This window comes from Lentibacillus saliphilus (assembly GCF_019093865.1).
GTDB lineage: Bacteria > Bacillota > Bacilli > Bacillales > Amphibacillaceae > Lentibacillus_B > Lentibacillus_B saliphilus.
Genome location: NZ_JABJXD010000008.1, coordinates 83,285 through 103,444 on the forward strand (window position 1 = coordinate 83,285; position 20,160 = coordinate 103,444).

A 20,160-nucleotide genomic window follows, 5' to 3' on the forward strand; every position below is an offset into this window, starting at 1 on the left:
TTACCTCCCTGGAAGAACCCGGCTCAAAGCCAAGGCCTATCTCTATGCTCATTGATCGTTTATATGCTTGATCACACATCAAGATTTTTAACATACTGAGCATTTTCTTGAATAAAGTTTCTCCGCGGTTCCACTTTATCGCCCATTAATATGTCAAATACCTGATCCGCTTCAATGGCATCTTTAAGCTCTACTTGAAGGAGGGTGCGTGATTCAGGATTCATTGTCGTCTCCCAAAGCTGAGTTGCATTCATTTCACCAAGACCTTTATATCTTTGAATACCTGGCTTTGGTGTTTGTGATAAGCCTGCGAGAATGTTATCCATTTCTTGGTCGTTATATGCATAATGGATCGCCTTACCTTGCTGCACCTTATAAAGTGGTGGCTGAGCAATATAGATGTAACCATGTTCAATTAACGGACGCATATAACGATAGAAAAAGGTTAACAATAACGTACGAATATGAGCCCCATCAACGTCAGCATCTGTCATAATGACAACTTTATGATAACGGGCTTTTGTAATATCAAAATCTGCATCAATACCTGTTCCGAGCGCCGTAATCATCATCCGGACCTCATTGTTAGATAAAATTTTATCTAAACGGGCTTTTTCCACGTTGAGAATTTTACCGCGGAGTGGCAGGATCGCCTGAAAATGTCGATCACGACCTTGTTTAGCACTTCCACCAGCCGAGTCACCCTCAACGATATAAAGCTCACTAATGGATGCATCTCTAGATGAACAATCAGCAAGTTTTCCCGGAAGATTACTGATCTCTAAGGCACCTTTACGACGCGTTAATTCACGGGCTTTTTTCGCTGCCATTCGAGCACGTGACGCCATTAATCCTTTTTCAACGATGATTTTAGCTGTTGAAGGATTTTCATAAAGGAATTTAGAAAACGTTTCACTAAAGACACTATCCGTTACAGCACGAACCTCACTGTTGCCGAGCTTTGTCTTCGTTTGCCCTTCAAATTGTGGATCCGGATGCTTAATCGAAATGATCGCTGTCATTCCTTCACGAACGTCATCGCCGGTTAAATTTGGATCGGCTTCTTTAAATAAATTGTTTTTACGAGCGTAGTCGTTAATGATACGCGTTAGTCCAGTTCGAAAACCAACTTCATGCGTTCCACCTTCATACGTATGGATGTTGTTCGCAAATGAATAAATATTGCTTGCAAAGCCGTCATTGTACTGAATGGCGACTTCAACTGCTATTTCATCTGCTTCACCTTCTGCATAGAATGGTTCGTGAAGCACTTCTTTTGTCCGATTAATATATTCAACGTACGAGCTGATGCCACCTTCATAATAATAACTAACTGGCTCAGAATCATCGCGTTTATCTTCAATCGTAATCGTAATTTTTTTGTTCAAAAAGGCGAGTTCACGAAGTCTTTGCGATAATGTTTCAAAATCAAACTCGGTTACTTCCGTAAAAATTTCTGGATCCGGTATAAAATGGGTAATCGTCCCTGTATGATCGGTTTCGCCAATGATTTCAAGGTCACCTTGTGGCTTCCCTTGCTTAAAGCTCAAAAAATGAATGTTGCCATCACGGTGTACATGAACATCAAGTTGAGAGGACAGTGCATTAACAACAGAAGCACCGACACCGTGAAGTCCGCCCGATACTTTATAGCCGCCACCGCCAAATTTACCTCCAGCGTGTAAGACAGTTAATATGACTTCTACTGCTGGACGGCCGGTTTTTTCATGTGTATCAACAGGGATACCACGACCGTTGTCTTTTACTGTAATGCTATTGTCTTTTTCAATGATGACTTGAATATGATCACAATAGCCAGCAAGTGCTTCGTCAATACTGTTGTCGACAATCTCCCATACAAGGTGGTGCAATCCTTTTTGACTCGTAGACCCGATATACATGCCAGGTCGTTTACGAACAGCCTCTAAGCCTTCCAACACCTGTATTTGATCGGCATCATATGCCTGATTTGTTATTTTTTCTTCCATGTTCACTTCACCTGCGTTTCTTTTTATTGAAAAACGTGCATCTTTTAATCACTCACTCTTATTACATCGAGCTATACTCAGTCAATTTCAATATGATCCGAGTAATCTTCGAGCTTGCTAATCACTGAAACCATTCCAGATCTTTTTTTCAAAGTCGCTGCCGATAATGAGCTGTAATAGATCCGTTCAGTTGTTATGATGACCGTTTTTGCTTGATCTGGGTCGCCATACAAATCTCCATTTGCTTTTGTTTGTGCGATTGTTTCTTGTGTAATAATTGAAGATGTGACGACACTATGATCAATAATTGCAACAATGTCCTTTACCTGAAGCACATTGTCATCACCTATATATATAAACATCGCAATCTTCTCCCCCTTGAAACTAGCGGATCTTCCCGTTTTGAACGTGAAAAATATCTGCCTGTTTTAATGTGTCATGATTGATACCATCAACAGTTGTTGTCGAAACAAATGTTTGGACTTTCCCTTGAATGGTGTTCAGTAAGTGGGATTGCCGGTAATCATCAAGTTCACTAAGCACATCATCGAGCAGTAGGATCGGGTATTCACCAATTTCGTTGTGAATTAATTCAATTTCTGCAAGTTTCAAAGATAAAGCTGTCGTCCGTTGCTGTCCTTGAGAGCCATATGTTTGTACATCTCGGTTATTGACGTTAAAAACGAGATCATCGCGATGAGGTCCAATTAACGTCGTACCTCGTTCTATTTCCTTTTCTGCAATTGCCTGAAACTGAGATATGTAACTACTCGTTATTTTCTCCTCATTTGCAGCTTCTGATACTTCAATTGTCGGAATATAGACGATTTCTAACGTTTCTAGTTCATGACTGATGCTGTGATGAATTGGTCCTGCCCATTTTCGTAAAAGCTCTAGAAATTTGTAGCGCCGGGATAAAAGCGCCGCAGCATGCTCAGCAAGCTGCTCTGTTAACACATACAGCATCGTACGGTCTTCTGTTTGTCTACGCTGTAGCTGCTTCAATAAATAATTACGCTGCTTTAACACCTTTTGGTAAAGACCAAGATGATATATATATTTCGGTTGAATTTGGCCAAGCTCCATGTCTATGAAGCGTCGACGGTTTTGCGGTGGCCCTTTAACAAGTCCTAAATCCTCTGGTGCAAACATAACGATATTCAAGGCCCCTATATAGTCGCTTAAACGTCTTTGTTCAAGCCGGTTCAACCGTGCCTTTTTCCCTTTTGCGGAAATGGTTAAATCAAGAGGAATGGACTGATTGCGCTTCGTTATTCTTCCCTCAATCCGAGCAAAATCAGCATCCCACTGGATGAGTTCCTTTTCACGTGGGGTACGATGTGATTTCGTAAACGCAAGCGTGTACATAGCCTCCATTAAATTGGTTTTACCTTGAGCATTCTCACCGATGATCACATTGACTTTATTGTCAAATGAGACATCAAGCGAATCGTAATTGCGAAATTGCTTTAACATCAATTGTTCTATATGCATGTTGACTCCTCATTTAACGATGTGAGTGGATCATTGAGCGCTCAGGTGGCTAAGTTCGGGGAACACACTGAAGACGATCATGTTAAATAGTGAGCACCTATTTTAATTGCGCGCAACGACAAAAGCGCCTACACCGTCAACTTCAACGGTATCTCCAGGGTATAGCTTTCGACCCCGTCTATGTTCACGTTCGCCATTAACGATTGCACCTTCTTCTTTAATAAACCCTTTAACCATTCCGCCTGATTCCAAAATGTTGGCAAGTTTGATGAGCTGTCCAAGCGTAATAAATTCGGAATCGATCACGATTGTTTCTTGCATGTCTGTTCACCTGCCATTTTCAATGACATGTTTAAATGTCATTCAGAAGTATTAAATCCGAACACGATCCCATTAAAATGTCCATATATCTATTTTACTAAAGTTTAGCCATTAAAGAAAGGGTTGACCTATAAAACTGTAAAAAACGTTTGTGATTGGCTTAAAATTGTTTTTTCTATGATGTTCTCATAGTTAAGTTTGCAACATGAGGGGAGATCTCATTCTTTTAAACGAAAATTGACTTTTAATAAACGGGCATTGTCTAAGTTAATTAGACACAAAAAAAGAGATTGTGACAAAAGAATTCTAATCAAATAAATTACGAATAATACCCGCTCCGGAAATACACTTCGCTTTCCGCGGGCGGCTGGTGAGCCTCCTCGTGCTAACGCACTGCGGGGTCTCGCCTAGGCCTTTCCTCCCGCCGGAGTCTACGTATATTTCCGGAGCTAACAACGCGTGTTAGTCGTCTATTTGATTTGAATTTTTGTTATGTCTCAATCTCTTTTTACTAAATTAAAACGTACGTACGGGTACGATCAGTTGGAGAACGGATTGATCGTTTTCTGGTCTAATGATGAATGGCCGCATTGCGCCAGTGAATTCAATTTTGATATCTTCAGCGTCAATCGCTTTTAATGCTTCAAGCATGTAGGCAGAGCTAAATGATATGTTCAATGATTCACCGTCTATACCGGATACTTGAACCTCTTCACTTACTTCACCTATATCTTGAGAGTAACCTGAGATTTCAATGAATCCATCTTGATCTGCGACGAGCTTGACGACACTATTATCATTTGTTCGAGCAAGCAATGATGCACGGTCAACCGTTTGAATTAATTGTTTTGTTTTAGCATGAATGACTGTTTTACTATCATCAGGAATCAACCGTGATGTCTCTGGATAATTGCCTTCTAGCAAGCGTGATAAGAAAGATAAATGCTTTGTTCTAAATAAAATTTGGTTTTTCGTAATGCTAATTTCTACATTTTCTTCAGAGTCATCTAATATTTTATGAAGCTCATTCATACTTTTACCAGGAACGACACAAGTAAATTCTAATGACGTATGGTCAACTGGAATTTCTCGAGAAGCAAGGCGATAGCTGTCTGTCGCTGTGAAATTAAGCACGTTATTTGCCATTTGGCATTTAATACCGGTTAAAATCGGACGTGTTTCCATTGTTGATACAGCAAAAACAGTTTGTTTAATTAAATGCTTTAAGAGCGTTGTATCAACACTAAAACTATCATCTGTTTCAACTTTTGGAAGCTGTGGATACTCTGAAGCATCTTGACCGTTCAAATTAAAAACAGCTTTACCAGAACGGATCGTTACCTTTAATGAATCATCTACATCGATTTCAACCGTTTGTTCAGGTAGTTTACGTACAATTTCTGTAAAGTATTTTGACTGAATGACGATTGAACCTTCTTCTATATTTTCCACTTGGACGATGCCATTTTCTTCAGCTGGAATAAATGACTCAATAGAAATGTCTGAATCACTTCCAGTTAACGTTACGCCGTGCTGGCGAACGTCGAGTTTCATCCCTGTTAAGATCGGGATCGCTGTACGAGGTGATATTGCTTTGGCAACATCTTGAATGCTGGCGATTAATGGATCGCGTTGTATAGTGAACTTCATTTTTTTGGATCCTCCTGAACGAGATGTATTATATATATTTCTTTATAAAAAGATAATAGTAATAGTAATAAGGGCTGTGATTATGTGGATAAGCTACTTAAAGCTTTGCGAAACATTATTATCCACATGTGCATAACCGCTGAATAAGTCAACACCTTCATTCACATTATACACAGTGGACAAATTATTGAGTAATGAAATCCTGTGTCGATTAAATCGATTTAAGCTGTTCTTTGATGTCTTCTATATTGCGTTCTAAATCAATGTCATTTTCTAACAGCTTAGAGATTTTGTCGTGAGCATGAATAACAGTCGTATGATCACGTCCACCAAATTCCTCACCAATTTTCGGGAGAGAGAGGTCTGTTAATTCTCTCGCCAAATACATGGCAATTTGTCTCGGAAACGCAATGGATTTCGTTCGCTTCTTCGCTGCAAAATCCTCTATACGAATATTATATTTTTCACCTACAACGTGTTGGATTTTTTGCACGTTGATGATTCTTGGCTTATTGCTCGGAATAATATCTTTAAGCGCATCTGCAGCTAAGGATGCATCAATATCTTGATTTACTAGAGATGAATAGGCGACAACGCGTATGAGTGCGCCCTCTAGTTCACGAATGTTCGTATCAATTTGATTAGCGATATAAATCATCACTTCATCAGGGATATCGAGCCCTTCTGCTTTCGCCTTTTTATATAAAATGGCTGTTCGTGTTTCAAGATCAGGCGGGGTAATATCCGTAATGAGTCCCCACTCGAATCGTGAACGTAAGCGATCTTCAAGTGTCGGAATTTCTTTTGGAGGCCGGTCACTGGAAATAATAATTTGTTTATTATCTTCATGTAAGGCGTTAAATGTATGGAAAAATTCCTCTTGCGTCGATTCCTTTCCAGCTATGAATTGAATATCATCAATTAATAAAATATCGGCGTTTCGATATTTATTGCGGAAGTTAATCGTTTTATTGTCCATAATGGCATTAATAAATTCGTTCGTAAATTTTTCAGACGACAAATAAACGACATTTGCACCAGGATTGTGCTCTTGTACGTAATGACCGATCGCATGCATTAAGTGTGTTTTACCAAGGCCAACACCTCCATATATGAAAAGAGGGTTATAGGCTTTAGCGGGGGCCTCAGCAACGGCTAGAGATGCAGCATGAGCAAAGCGGTTACCAGCACCGATGACAAACGTATCAAATGTATATTTAGAATTCAGCATTGTTTTAGGTGCAATCGTTCCATTATGGCCATTCATTGGTGTCGCTTGCTCTGCAGTAGCTTCATCTACATCATCTTGTTTTTCTTTGTTATTCGGAATGACAAATTTAACGGTTAGCTCAGCACCAGTTAGTTCTTTTAAAATATCAGCAATCAATATTGTATAGCGATTTTCTAACCAGTCTCTAGCAAATTCATTTGGGGCGGAGACGACTAATAAATCGCCTTCTAAACTCTTTGCCATCGTATTTTCCAACCATGTTTCGTAGCTCGGTTTGCTTATTTTATCTTCAATTTCTTTAAGTGTCGCCGTCCATAATTCATTAATATTTTCCACTTTTCATATTCACTCCTTTCTTAGATCGTATTTTATTTGATGTCGCTTTTTAGTGATGACAGAAAAAGCCTCTCTCAATAATGACAGGTGAAAGAGGGTGTCACTTTAATAAACAGACATAATGGTACATCATTCAACATAGACTTAAGAAGAAGTACCATTTCTGGACATATATTTGCGAAATCAGGTGCGTGTAAAAGATGAAGCACCTGTGGATATGAATTGGTTAGCAGACGCGTCAAAGAGAGCGCTTGTTGACAAAATCCACAATGATGTGTATATGTTTATCAAAAGCCTGTTAACAATTATCCACAAACTATTCACAACTTGTGTATAACTTAAAACCAAAATGAATTATGCACAAGTTAAAACAATGATATCTTATCAAAAAAACCGTTTGAATGCAATGGTTTTTCGACAGTTATCCACATTCTCCACTTCTTGTGGTGAAAAGTCATCCACATGTCTGTATTTTGTGGTTAACATGTCGATTAATGTTGTGGAAGGATGAAATATGTTGTTTGGGTGATGGATAAGTGTGTGGATAAGAGAGAGGGTATAATATGATCGTGAAAAATAACGCTTATCATAATTCGAGCGATCGGAAATGAATTACAAGTTGACATAGCATGTATATTTTACGTATAATTACTGAGACTGATTTTTAACTGGATTTTTTTCAATCCCTTGGGGAGGTGCAGCATAAATGAAAAGAACGTATCAACCAAATACGCGTAAACGCAAAAAAGTACACGGCTTCCGTGCCCGTATGAGCACAAAAAATGGTCGTAAAGTTTTGGCACGCCGTCGTCGTAAAGGAAGAAAAGTATTGTCTGCATAGGCCACTGAATATCAGTGGTCTTTTTTCCACTTTTATAGAACACGTTCGGTCGCATGCTTTTAAGGGTGATCACATTGAAAAAGCAATTTAGAATAAAAAAGAATAGTGAGTTTCAAAAGGTGTTTGATACAGGGCAGACATTTGCCAATAGACAGCTCGTGATCTACTATACAAAAGTACCTCAGCAGGTGCATTTTAGAGTCGGATTATCTGTAGGCAAAAAGATTGGGAATGCCGTGACACGTAATCGCATTAAGAGACACTTACGTCAAGCGTTCCAAGAGCTTTCGGAGCGTATTTTACCTGAATACGATATCGTGATCATTGCGAGAAACCCGACAAAAGACCTTGAATTCAAAGACATCAAACGTAGTCTCAACCATTTGCTGAATAAACAAGGACTATTATTGAAAAGATAGCCTAGGTTTTTAATGGATTGCCCTTAATCATTAATGGTAAACTAAACATAAATGATATACATAAACCTAATTGGACTGGTTTTTTGTTAGGAGGAAAGAAATTGCGCAAAAAGGTTTTACTCGTCGCAGCCTTGTTGGCACTCGTTACATTACTGTCTGGCTGTACGGACATAAATGAACCAATTACGGAAGACAGCGAAGGCATTTGGAACAACTGGTTTGTTTGGCCGATGGTACTGGCCTTAAGGTATTTTGCGGATGTATTTAATAATAGTTACGGAATATCCATTATTATTGTAACGATTATCATTCGCTTAGTTTTAGTGCCGCTTAACGTTAAGCAGCTTAAAAGCTCTAAAGCTATGCAGGATATTCAACCTGAATTAAAAGAATTACAAGCAAAATACAGTTCAAAAGATGCGAACACACAACAAAAGCTACAACAGGAAACGATGGCACTGTTTCAAAAGCATGGTGTGAACCCACTTGCTGGTTGTTTACCTATTTTTGTTCAAATGCCGATTTTAATCGCACTTTTCCATGCGTTAAGGCGCCCAGAAGGCATAGAGGCAGGTCAAACATTTCTTTGGTTTGCACTTGATTCGCCAGATATGATCTTACCATTGATCGCAGGTGCCGCAACATTTTTACAACAGAAATTAATGATGGCAGGAAGTCCGGCAGCACAAAACCCACAAATGACGGTAATGCTTTATGTGATGCCGATCATGATCACTGTGTTTGCGTTTTTCTTCCCGGCAGCGTTGGCCTTATATTGGGTTGTCGGTAACATATTTATGGTTGCCCAGACGATGTTTATTCGTAAACCGATGATGAAGGGCACCGAAACTGGAGGAGACAAAAAGTGAAAGAAATAACTGCTAGTGGACAAACGGTCGAACAAGCGGTCAAGTCAGCATTAGAGCAGTTAAACACAACACGGGACCAGGTTAAGATTGACATCATTGATGAAGGTAAGAAGGGCTTGCTCGGTGTATTTGGCTCGAAGCTTGCTGTTGTTAAAGTAACCATGATCAAGGATCCGATCAAAACAGGGGAAGAGTTTATATTAGATGTGACAGCGAAGATGAATGTGCCTGTTCAGGTTTCAACTGTTAAGGATGAAGATACGCGAACCTTAACCTTCAATTTAGAAGGTGAAAAAATGGGAATGCTCATTGGCAAGCGTGGTCAGACATTGAATGCGTTGCAGTATCTCGTTCATCTCGTCGTCAATAAAAATAGTGAAAATCATTTTTCAGTCATTGTTGATGCAGAAGGCTATCGTGATCGTCGCAAGGCTTCACTTGATAGTTTGGCTCATAAAATGGCTGAAAAAGCGCTCTATTTACAGCGGAAGGTTGCGCTCGAACCGATGCCAGCATTTGAAAGGAAAATCATTCATCAGATGCTTCAGTCGGATGATCGTATTTCGACGTACTCAGATGGACAGGAGCCCCATCGACACATCGTTATTGTACCGTCACAATCTAAATAATCGTTATGTAAAGCCTATTTAACCCACTTGAACGTAAGCTCAAGTGGGTTTTTTATGTGTTTTCGGTTATAATGAAGTACGTTAAAGAAGAATAAGCTTATCCACATGTGCATAACTGAGCTCCGACTGGAAAATTTTAATGCTGTGGATATATTTATTTTTAGGTAGGTTTATGATATTCTATTTAGTTAGTGACTTATCTACATGTGAATAGTCGCTAACGTTGGTGATATATACAATAACGATTTTTATATAGAGTGAAAAAAAGATGATAAAGGAGGGTGCAGCCGATGGAGACAGATACAATTGCAGCGATTTCGACCCCTTTAGGCGAAGGCGCAATATCGATTGTTAGACTAAGTGGGCCGGATGCTATAAACATAGCTGCACGTATTTTTAACGGGAAGCAGTTAACAGATGTTGCAACACATACAATCCATTACGGCAAAATCATTGATCCTGAAACAGGTGATGTTGCTGAAGAGGTTATGGCAAGTGTGATGCATGCACCAAAGACATTTACGAGAGAAAATATTGTAGAGATTAATTGTCATGGTGGGTTAACCGCCGTTAATCGAGTGCTTGATATATTGCTGTCGAATGGTGCGCGCTTGGCTGAGCCGGGAGAATTTACGAAGCGGGCATTTTTGAACGGACGTATTGATTTATCGCAAGCTGAAGCTGTGATGGATTTGATTCGTGCGAAAACAGACAAGGCGATGTCGGTTGCACTCAATCAGATGGAAGGCCGTCTATCGACTTTAATACGAAAGTATCGTCAACAATTGCTTGAGACGGTTGCACACGTCGAGGTTAACATCGATTATCCGGAATATGATGATGTTGAAGAAATGTCACATAAGATGATGCAACAAAAAACTGCTGAAGTTCATGATGATATTGAAGAGCTGTTATCTGTAGCGAAACAAGGAAAGATATTACGTGAAGGGCTGGCAACAGCGATTATCGGACGCCCAAATGTCGGCAAATCATCGCTCTTAAATGCACTTGCCCAAGAAAATAAAGCAATCGTAACAGAAATACCAGGAACGACCCGAGATGTGATAGAAGAATATGTGAACGTGCGCGGTGTTCCGTTGAAGCTTGTGGATACAGCTGGTATTCGTGAAACAGAAGACATCGTCGAAAAAATTGGTGTTGATCGCTCACGTCAGGCGTTAAAGCAATCGGATTTGATTTTGTTTGTGCTTAATTATAATGAAGCGCTATCTCCTGAAGATATACAGCTGCTTGAATTAATTGGTGACCTTGATTATGTTGTTATCATTAATAAAACAGATCTGCCACAAAAGCTCGATCTTGATCATGTTAAAGAGCTTGCTGGATCACACCGTATTGTTGAAACGTCTCTTATTGATGCAAAAGGCATTGATCAGCTTGAAGAAGCGATTGCAGATATTTTCTTCTCAGGGCGTTTAGATGCAGGGGATATGACGTATGTATCGAATATGCGCCATATACAGCTGCTTAAAAAAGCAAAAGGTGCGTTGGAGGATGCGATGGCAAGTCTTGAAATGGGAATGCCATTAGATATTGTCCAAATTGATGTGACGAGAACGTGGGAATATTTAGGTGAAATTATTGGCGATACTGCAAGTGATAGCTTGATTGATCAGCTGTTTTCGCAATTTTGTTTAGGCAAATAATGAACGTTTGATATATGAGGTAAAGCGACCGCCCCGGAAATATACTACGCTTTCCGTGGGCCAACAGGACGTTGGTCGTTCGATGTTGGCGCAGGACGCGCCGAATTTAATCGAACATCCCCTCGGTGAGCCTCGGGGCAACAGGAGGTTGGTCATGAAGGCGTGGCGATTGTCGTCGCGGTCTTAGCCTTCCTTTCCTACGCANCGACCGCCCCGGAAATATACTACGCTTTCCGTGGGCCAACAGGACGTTGGTCGTTCGATGTTGGCGCAGGACGCGCCGAATTTAATCGAACATCCCCTCGGTGAGCCTCGGGGCAACAGGAGGTTGGTCATGAAGGCGTGGCGATTGTCGTCGCGGTCTTAGCCTTCCTTTCCTACGCACTGTGGGGTCTCACCTATGCCTTCCTCCCGCTGGAGTCTACGTATATTTCCGGAGCTAATGTAGTGTAATATTTACCTTTTGATCTCACCGTTTATATATGACGATCATGTCATTTAATTGGACGATGTGGAACGGGGTGGAGGTTTAATATTTCTGCTCCCGTTTTTAACGGTGCGTCCGGATGGTATTAGAATCGACTCGAATAATAAAGGAAAGGAATGAATGAATATGGTATATGATGCTGGACGTTATGATGTCATCGTTATTGGTGCTGGTCATGCCGGTGTAGAAGCAGGACTTGCGGCTGCTAAAATGGGTGCCAAGACACTGATGCTGACGCTTAATCTAGATATGATCGCCTTTATGCCGTGTAACCCGTCACTCGGTGGTCCGGCAAAAGGCATTGTTATTAGAGAAATTGATGCCCTTGGAGGCGCGATGGCCAAGGTTATAGATAAAACGTATATTCAAATGCGCATGCTTAATACACGTAAAGGGCCTGCCGTTCAAGCGCTTAGAGCACAAGCTGATAAGCCAGAGTATATAAAAGAAATGAAGCATTTACTTGAACGTGAAGAAAACATTACCCTCCGTCAAGGCATGGTGAATGAATTAATCATTGAGGATGGGATCTGTAAAGGGGTTATTACCGAAACACACGCTGCGTATTATGCAGATGCGGTGATTATGACAACGGGTACCTTTATGCGTGGGAAAGTGCTCATGGGTGACTTGGAATACGAAAGTGGTCCAAATAACCAACGCGCATCCATTAAACTGTCTGAATATCTTGAGCAAACAGGGCTTGAGTTAACGCGTTTCAAGACAGGGACACCACCTCGTGTCAACAGTCATACAATTGATTACTCAAAAACAGAAATCCAGCCTGGTGATGATAAACCCCAAGCGTTTTCTTATGAAACGACGGATTATATAACAGATCAAATTCCATGCTGGCTCACATATACGAATGAATTTACGCACCAAATCATTAATGATAACTTAACGTTGTCATCTATGTATTCTGGTATGAAGCGGGGTACGGGACCACGTTACTGCCCTTCAATCGAAGATAAAGTTGTACGGTTTAACGATAAACCACGCCATCAAATCTTTTTAGAGCCTGAGGGCAGACAAACAGAGGAAGTTTACGTACAAGGTTTATCAACATCCTTACCAGAATCTGTACAGCATGACCTCGTTAGAAGCGTTCCTGGGCTTGAACACGCTGAGATTATGCGTGCTGGCTATGCAATTGAGTATGATTCTGTTATTCCAACACAGCTATGGCCGACATTGGAATTAAAACATATCGCAGGCTTGTTCACAGCTGGCCAAATAAATGGGACATCCGGTTATGAAGAAGCGGCAGCTCAAGGGTTAATGGCTGGCATTAACGCGGCTCGCAAAATACAAGGAAAAGACCCCGTGATTTTAGACCGCTCCCAAGCGTATATTGGTGTTATGATTGACGATCTTGTTACGAAGGGCACTCAAGAGCCTTACCGTTTACTCACGTCACGGGCTGAATATCGCCTTTTGCTGCGTCATGACAATGCAGATGTGCGGTTAACCGATTTAGGTCATGAGTTAGGACTTATTTCGGAAGAGCGGTATACGGACTTCTTGGATAAACGGAAACAGGTCGAAGCGGAAATTAAGCGACTACGAAAGCTTATTATTAAACCGACAGAGGCCGTTCAAGATATGTTGAAGGTTGCAAAAGCAACACCGCTAAAAGAAGCTGTTAAAGCATCTGACTTGCTCAAACGTCCTGAAATGACGTATGATCTGCTTGACTCTGTGATCGAATCAGATGACAGCCTTCCAGATCATGTGAAAGAACAAGTTGAAATTCATATTAAGTACGAAGGCTATATTAAAAAAGCGAATGAACAAGTCGAACGTATGCTTAAAATGGAAGATAAGAAAATTCCAGAACACATCGATTATGATGCGATTACGGGCCTTGCATCAGAAGCACGTGAGAAATTAAAGAAGGTACAGCCATTATCGGTTGGGCAGGCATCACGTATATCTGGTGTGAACCCTTCAGATGTGTCCATTCTGCTTATTTATATCGAGCAAGGGAAAATGGCATACACTGCCCAATAAACAGAAGAGCAGTAATATGTTAAAAGAAAAATAAACGCGTTATCTAAAGGGTAAATTTATCATAATGATATCACGAATTGCCTAAGACCATTCTATTGGCCTATCTAAGAGCGTCCATTTAGGCACACTCATTTATGAAATAGATGCACATACTGAGTTACCTGGAATGGAAGGCGGCGACTCCTGCGGGAACAACACGCGTCCGAAGACCCCACAGAAAAGGAAGGAAGGTTAAAATCGCGACGACAATCGCCACACCTTCATGACCAACATCCTTTTGGCCCGAGGCTCAAGCCGTGCCCGTGGAAAGCGTCCGCCTGTAAGGTAACGGCGGTATAACCCTTTGTATGCTTAAGGGTTCAGAATAAATAGGCGTAAAATCAATGCCTAAATATACTATATGAGGAGTTCTAGTTTTGAATCCTGAACAGTTCGTTTTAGCACTACAAAAAAATGGTATCGATCTTGATGACCGACAAATCAACCAGTTTGCGACCTATTATCGCACGCTCGTTGAATGGAACGAAAAGATGAATTTAACGGCATTAACATCGCCAGAAGATGTATATCTCAAACACTTTTACGATTCGATTAGTGCAGCCTTTTTTGTGGATTTTACGGGTCAACACCATATTTGTGATGTAGGGGCCGGGGCCGGATTTCCAAGTATCCCACTTAAAATCTGTTTTCCTGACCTAAACATTACCATTGTCGACTCTTTGAAAAAACGTATCGGATTTTTAGAGCATTTGAGTGATCAACTCGGCTTAACTGGTGTTCAATTTCACCATGATCGTGCAGAAACATTCGGAAAAAATAAACAATTCAGAGAAAAATACGATATTGTAACAGCCCGAGCTGTTGCTCGTATGTCGGTATTAAGTGAGCTTTGCTTACCGTTAGTGAAGCCATCAGGTATGTTTATTGCAATGAAGGGCGCGCAAAGCGCTGAGGAATTATCCGAGTCTAAACAAGCAATTAAGCTTTTAGGAGGCGCCATTAAGGAGACACATGCTTTCACATTACCTAGTGAGGAAAGTGAGCGCGCGATTATCTTAGTTGATAAGATCAAACAGACACCTAAGAAATATCCGCGTAAACCAGGGACACCAAATAAGCTTCCATTATAATTTTTATTGTCATATAAGTGCTAGATTATTGTTTGTAGACATGTGAGGTTTGTTTTTGCTTGCATGAGATTCCCTTTATGAGCGCGAGTATGATAAAATAATAGTAATCCAAATAAAGCGCGGCAACTTGTTGTTGCAGCGTTTTATACATAACGTCCAAAACCAACAACATGTGGTTCATTCAAGTGAACGACAGTTTACACATATATGATATTAATTGTTCCACGTGAAACATTTGTTTATTGAAAGGTGGTGTAACATATGTTTAATCGGATTTTTAATACAGGGGACAAGCAAGAGACTGATGAAAATCTCATACAATCAGACGAAGTGATTGAAATTCCTGTAACGGATATACAAGCGAATCGATTTCAACCGCGTGCAATTTTTAATGAAGAAAAGATTCAGGAATTATCACAGACCATTCATACACATGGCATGATCCAACCAATCGTTGTCAGGAAAACGGATGAGGACGGTTATGAGATTATTGCGGGTGAAAGAAGATGGCGTGCTGTTCAAATGCTTGGCTGGGATAACATTCCTGCGATTGTCAGAGAGATGACTGATACGGAGACGGCATCTGTTGCGCTTATAGAGAATTTACAGCGGGAAGAATTAACCGTTATTGAGGAAGCTAAAGCATATGCTCAGTTGCTTGAGTTACATGCTTTAACACAAGAAGCTTTGGCTCAGCGATTAGGAAAGAGTCAGTCAACAATTGCAAATAAATTAAGGTTGTTGAAGCTTCCATTGGATGTTCAAACAGCGATCCTTAATAAAGAGATCACTGAACGCCACGCAAGAGCACTCATTAAACTGGGCGAAGAAGAAAAGCAATCAGCTGTTTTGAAGGTGATTAAAGACAAGCAGCTTAATGTTAAAGAAACAGAGGCTTACATAGCAAATCTTCAGCATAAAGATGAGAAAAAGCCTAAAAAACGTCCAAAGCTTAAAGGCATTAACAAGGACATCCGCATTGCAATGAATACCATTCGCCAGTCACTTAATATGGTATCCGATACCGGTGTCGACGTAGAATCAAACGAAGAGGACCTTGAAGATTACTATCAAATCACGATTCGAATTCCGAAAAAGAAATAATTGCATATCTTTATAACAGCTATTTTTAAAATAAAACCCATGCTTATGTTTAAGCTGGGTTTTATTTGATTCTCCTTATAACCCGCACTCAAAAGCAGATTTGCTAGGAAGATAGAGTCTATTAAATGAATATGATATTTAATTCATCTGGTCTACATGATAAAATAAATAGACCTGTTCAATATTAATGTTCGTAAAAATGACCCATGATATAAAAATGATATAAAAAAGATGACAGTATTTGTAAGCATTTAAGTTAAAACGTGATAGAATAGAATTATATTGTCAGAGGTAGGTGCCAAGATGGGTAAAACAATCGCTATCGCCAACCAAAAAGGTGGCGTCGGCAAAACAACATCAGCAGTGAACTTAAGTGCAGGACTCGCTCATTTAAATAAAAAAGTCCTCCTTGTTGATATTGATCCCCAGGGAAATGCAACAAGTGGTGTAGGCATTAATAAAGCAGACATGGAAAAATGTGTGTATAACGTTCTGGTGGACAGTTTACCTGCTGAAGAGGTATGTGTTCCAACAAAAGTAGCGAATCTCGATGTTATTCCAGCAACCATTCAGCTTGCTGGTGCAGAGATCGAGCTCGTTCCAACGATTTCAAGGGAAATTAGACTAAAAAAAGCTTTAGATGAAGTGAAGGATAGATATGATTACATTATCATCGACTGTCCCCCGTCTTTGGGTCTCTTAACAATCAACGCGTTAACATCCTCAGACTCAGTTCTCATACCAGTTCAGTGTGAATATTATGCGCTAGAGGGTTTGAGTCAATTGCTGAATACGATTAGGCTCGTACAGAAGCATTTAAATAAAGCGCTTATGATTGAAGGTGTGTTATTAACGATGCTCGATGCCCGTACAAATCTAGGATTACAAGTTATTGAGGAAGTTAAAAAATACTTCCAGGATAAGGTGTACAATGCCATCATTCCTAGAAATGTAAGATTAGGAGAAGCGCCGAGTCATGGTAAACCAATCATTCAATATGACGCAAAATCAAAAGGTGCCGAAGTGTATCTTGAGTTAGCGAAGGAAGTGATGACCAATGACGCGAAGGTTGGGTAGAGGACTAGATGCACTATTTACGGACATTGAGCAAACAGATCATGATACCGTTCAAGAAATCCCGATAGATGAATGTCGTCCCAATCCGTATCAGCCGCGAAAGACATTTCATGCCGATGCAATAGAGGAACTAAAAGAATCAATTTTAGAATATGGCATCATTCAACCGCTCATTGTGAGACAGAGCATTAAAGGGTATGAAATTGTTGTTGGTGAAAGACGCTTTCGTGCCGCACGTGAAGCAGGCCTTAAGAGCATTCCAGCAGTTGTAAAAGAACTTACAGATGAAAAAATGATGGAGCTCGCCTTGCTGGAAAACCTCCAACGTGAAGATTTGACACCGATAGAGGAAGCACATGCCTATGCAAACCTCATGAAAGAGCTTCAAATTACCCAAGAAGACCTGTCACAAAAACTTGGGAAAAGCCGTTCGCATATCGCTAATATTGTGAGACTACTATCGTTACCAGATCAAATTGTCGCTCATATTAACAACGGAGAATTGAGTATGGGTCATGGCCGTGCCTTACTTGGATTAAAGGATAAAGATCAAATGATCCCGATTGTTAATAAAATACGTAAGGACAAGCTGAATGTGCGCCAGGTTGAGCAATTAATCGTTCAAGCAAATGCAGCTCCTACAAAAGAGAAACCTAAAGCTAAAAAAGATATATTTTTACAAGAGCGCGAAACAGTATTGAGAGACAAACTTGGAACAGCCGTCACGATTCAACGTGGAAAGAAAAAAGGGAAGATCGAAATCGAATTTTTTAGCGATGATGATCTTGATCGTATAATCGAGTCATTAGGAAAATAGTGTAATAGCTGGCACAATGATGCGTGTAACAAGCGTCATTGCGCCAGTTTTTATTCAAAGCCTTCAGCTTAGTTTGCCATATGGAGTGTGATGAAATGATCTATTTTGATCAGGCAGCAACATCTTTTCCTAAACCAATAGAAGTGATCGATGCCGTCGTTGAAACGATGAATGGAACGGGCGGTAACCCAGGAAGAGGCACACATCAGTCAGCACGTACGTCAACATCAATGATTCAAGCAGCACGAAGAAAAGCTGCAGCTCTGTTTGGATGTCTGCGTCCAGATCACGTTCTCTTTTTTTCTAATGCAACTGTTGCCCTTAATCAAGCGATAAAAGGCCTCAATCTAACAGCAGGTGACCATGTTATTGCCAGCGTCTTTGAGCATAATTCAGTCAGACGCCCTCTCGTCCACTTAGAAGAAAAAGCAAACATTCGTGTTACGTACATAGATTCATGCCCACAAGCTGATTCGTTTGTTTCAGAGGTGAAGGACGCCTTAAAACCAGAGACGAAAGCCATTATCATGACACATGGCTCAAACGTTACCGGAGATGTGCTTCCTATTGAAGCAATAGCAGCTGTTGCACAAGCGCATGACTGCCTTTTCATTGTGGATGCGTCACAAACGGCAGGTCATATTCCCATACATATGCAGCAAACTGGGATTGATATGCTTGCGATGCCAGGTCATAAAGGGTTAATGGGACCACAGGGCATCGGTATGCTGCTCGTTGCAGAAGGGATAACGCTAGAACCGATACACCATGGTGGAACTGGAACTTATTCAGAGCTGCCGCATCAGCCAAATATTTGGCCTGATCAGTTTGAAAGTGGTACGTTAAATGTTCCAGCAATTGCCGGGCTACACGCAGCACTCGAGTTATATGAACAACGTATTAGTGAAAATGTTCCACGTGAAACAATGCTCGCTCAAAAGCTCAGAACAGAGTTAAAAAAGATTCCTAATGTGAAGCTGTATGGCCCAGCCAGTGAGCAGTTGAAGCTCCCAATTGTTGCGTTTAACATTGTTGGTGCAGATTCTCAAGAAATAGCGATGATTCTTGATTCACATTATCAAATTGCAGTCAGAGCAGGCTTGCATTGTAGCCCACTCGCTCATGAACACATAAAAACGTTACAGACAGGTATTGTCAGAGCTAGTCTAGGCGTTTATAATACAGAACATGAAGTAGACATATTTATTAAAGCGCTTGGTGAAATAGCAGCAGCTTATTCAGAGCTGTAGTGGTCCATTCGCTAAGGAATGGGGGAGACGCTATGGTTCTGTTCGGGACCATTGTAAATGGTATATGTATTATTGTAGGAAGCACACTCGGTCTATTTTTATCTAAAATCCCGGAACGTGTGAAAGAAACAGTTATGCACAGTATCGGATTAGCCGTTTTATTAATTGGCATGCAGATGGCATTTGCAACACAGTCAATTATCGTTGTACTTCTTAGTATGCTGATCGGAAGTGTAGTTGGGGAGTTTATCCGATTAGAGGAGTCGCTCAATAATGCCGGTGATTGGTTTGCAACCCGTTTTGCGCGCTCAGCATCAGAATCCGGTATGAGCTTTTCACAAGGTTTTGTAACAGCAACACTCATTTTTTGTGTAGGTGCAATGGCGATCATCGGTCCACTTGATAGTGGCATAAGAGGCGACCATGAAGTGCTTCTAACGAAAAGTGTGTTAGATGGTTTCACGGCACTTGTACTCACAACAACGTTAGGAAGCGGTGTGTTATTCGCCTTTATTCCGGTGCTCCTATATCAAGGAACGTTAACGCTAATTGCAACACAAGTTGAACGATGGGTACCACAAGATGTTTTAAACGGGCTGATTGCAGAAGTAACATCTGTTGGCGGCTTAATCATTTTAGCAATTGGTTTAAATATGTTAAAGATCACTAAAATTAGGGTTGGTAATTTAATTCCTTCCTTGGTGCTCGTTGGACTCGTTTATTATGTGTATCACCTTATATATTAAAACGTGATGAAAACGACATCTCCTACCATATGGAGAGTCGTTTTTTGTGTTTCTGAATCTGTTTGAGAAGGGATAGCGAATCTTAAACCCC

18 protein-coding genes are annotated in these 20,160 nt (G+C 40.6%); 12 read left to right on the plus strand and 6 right to left on the minus strand.

Annotated features, from left to right (window positions below; genetic code table 11):
- Positions 1–71: 71 nt before the first annotated feature.
- The 6 genes from gyrB to dnaA all read right to left on the minus strand — a co-directional run bounded on the left by gyrB (position 72) and on the right by dnaA (position 7,020).
- Entirely contained in the window at positions 72–1,988 is a 1,917-nt protein-coding gene (gyrB, locus tag HPC67_RS12470; RefSeq protein WP_217588421.1) for a DNA topoisomerase (ATP-hydrolyzing) subunit B, read from the minus strand.
- Positions 1,989–2,065: 77 nt separating this feature from the next.
- A complete protein-coding gene (gene remB / locus HPC67_RS12475; protein ID WP_217588422.1) occupies positions 2,066–2,350 on the minus strand; it encodes an extracellular matrix regulator RemB in 285 nt (94 codons plus the stop codon).
- A gap of 22 nt (positions 2,351–2,372) precedes the next feature.
- Positions 2,373–3,482, minus strand: coding sequence for a DNA replication/repair protein RecF (gene recF, locus HPC67_RS12480; RefSeq protein ID WP_217588423.1), 1,110 nt, complete (start codon positions 3,480–3,482; stop codon positions 2,373–2,375).
- A 102-nt stretch (positions 3,483–3,584) separates the two neighbouring features.
- Entirely contained in the window at positions 3,585–3,803 is a 219-nt protein-coding gene (gene yaaA / locus HPC67_RS12485; protein WP_217588424.1) for a S4 domain-containing protein YaaA, read from the minus strand.
- Between the two features lie 516 nt (positions 3,804–4,319).
- Positions 4,320–5,453, minus strand: coding sequence for a DNA polymerase III subunit beta (gene dnaN, locus HPC67_RS12490; RefSeq protein ID WP_217588425.1), 1,134 nt, complete (start codon positions 5,451–5,453; stop codon positions 4,320–4,322).
- A gap of 211 nt (positions 5,454–5,664) precedes the next feature.
- Complete coding sequence (gene dnaA, locus HPC67_RS12495) at positions 5,665–7,020, minus strand: chromosomal replication initiator protein DnaA (protein WP_217588426.1); 1,356 nt, start codon at positions 7,018–7,020, stop codon at positions 5,665–5,667.
- A 706-nt stretch (positions 7,021–7,726) separates the two neighbouring features.
- Between dnaA and rpmH the strand changes: the two genes are divergently transcribed.
- The 12 genes from rpmH (at position 7,727) to HPC67_RS12555 (ending at position 20,069) form a co-directional block, all read left to right on the plus strand.
- On the plus strand, positions 7,727–7,861 hold the full coding sequence (rpmH, locus tag HPC67_RS12500) for a 50S ribosomal protein L34 (protein ID WP_188695556.1): 135 nt from the start codon (positions 7,727–7,729) through the stop codon (positions 7,859–7,861).
- Between the two features lie 74 nt (positions 7,862–7,935).
- The gene (rnpA, locus tag HPC67_RS12505) at positions 7,936–8,280 is read left to right on the plus strand and encodes a ribonuclease P protein component (protein ID WP_217588427.1); all 345 of its coding nucleotides are present in this window, start codon (positions 7,936–7,938) and stop codon (positions 8,278–8,280) included.
- A 101-nt stretch (positions 8,281–8,381) separates the two neighbouring features.
- Entirely contained in the window at positions 8,382–9,149 is a 768-nt protein-coding gene (gene spoIIIJ / locus HPC67_RS12510) for a YidC family membrane integrase SpoIIIJ (RefSeq protein WP_217588428.1), read from the plus strand.
- On the plus strand, positions 9,146–9,778 hold the full coding sequence (gene jag, locus HPC67_RS12515; protein WP_217588429.1) for an RNA-binding cell elongation regulator Jag/EloR: 633 nt from the start codon (positions 9,146–9,148) through the stop codon (positions 9,776–9,778). The genes spoIIIJ and jag overlap by 4 nt, the downstream gene beginning before the upstream one ends.
- Before the next feature lie 290 nt (positions 9,779–10,068).
- Complete coding sequence (gene mnmE, locus HPC67_RS12520; RefSeq protein ID WP_217588430.1) at positions 10,069–11,445, plus strand: tRNA uridine-5-carboxymethylaminomethyl(34) synthesis GTPase MnmE; 1,377 nt, start codon at positions 10,069–10,071, stop codon at positions 11,443–11,445.
- Between the two features lie 613 nt (positions 11,446–12,058).
- Positions 12,059–13,945 (plus strand): tRNA uridine-5-carboxymethylaminomethyl(34) synthesis enzyme MnmG, encoded by a 1,887-nt coding sequence (mnmG, locus tag HPC67_RS12525; protein ID WP_217588456.1) that lies wholly within the window; start codon positions 12,059–12,061, stop codon positions 13,943–13,945.
- 416 nt (positions 13,946–14,361) lie between these two features.
- On the plus strand, positions 14,362–15,075 hold the full coding sequence (rsmG, locus tag HPC67_RS12530) for a 16S rRNA (guanine(527)-N(7))-methyltransferase RsmG (protein ID WP_217588431.1): 714 nt from the start codon (positions 14,362–14,364) through the stop codon (positions 15,073–15,075).
- Between the two features lie 261 nt (positions 15,076–15,336).
- Positions 15,337–16,179: a nucleoid occlusion protein gene (gene noc, locus HPC67_RS12535; RefSeq protein WP_217588432.1), complete on the plus strand. Its 843-nt coding sequence runs from the start codon at positions 15,337–15,339 to the stop codon at positions 16,177–16,179.
- 303 nt (positions 16,180–16,482) lie between these two features.
- Positions 16,483–17,256, plus strand: a complete 774-nt coding sequence (locus HPC67_RS12540) for a ParA family protein (protein WP_217588434.1) — start codon at positions 16,483–16,485, stop codon at positions 17,254–17,256.
- Positions 17,237–18,073 carry a ParB/RepB/Spo0J family partition protein gene (locus HPC67_RS12545; protein WP_217588435.1) on the plus strand — a complete coding sequence of 279 codons (837 nt, stop codon included), beginning with the start codon at positions 17,237–17,239 and terminating at the stop codon, positions 18,071–18,073. The genes HPC67_RS12540 and HPC67_RS12545 overlap by 20 nt, the downstream gene beginning before the upstream one ends.
- A 95-nt stretch (positions 18,074–18,168) precedes the next feature.
- A complete protein-coding gene (locus HPC67_RS12550; RefSeq protein WP_217588436.1) occupies positions 18,169–19,323 on the plus strand; it encodes an aminotransferase class V-fold PLP-dependent enzyme in 1,155 nt (384 codons plus the stop codon).
- A gap of 32 nt (positions 19,324–19,355) precedes the next feature.
- Complete coding sequence (locus HPC67_RS12555) at positions 19,356–20,069, plus strand: DUF554 domain-containing protein (RefSeq protein WP_217588437.1); 714 nt, start codon at positions 19,356–19,358, stop codon at positions 20,067–20,069.
- Positions 20,070–20,160: the final 91 nt, after the last annotated feature.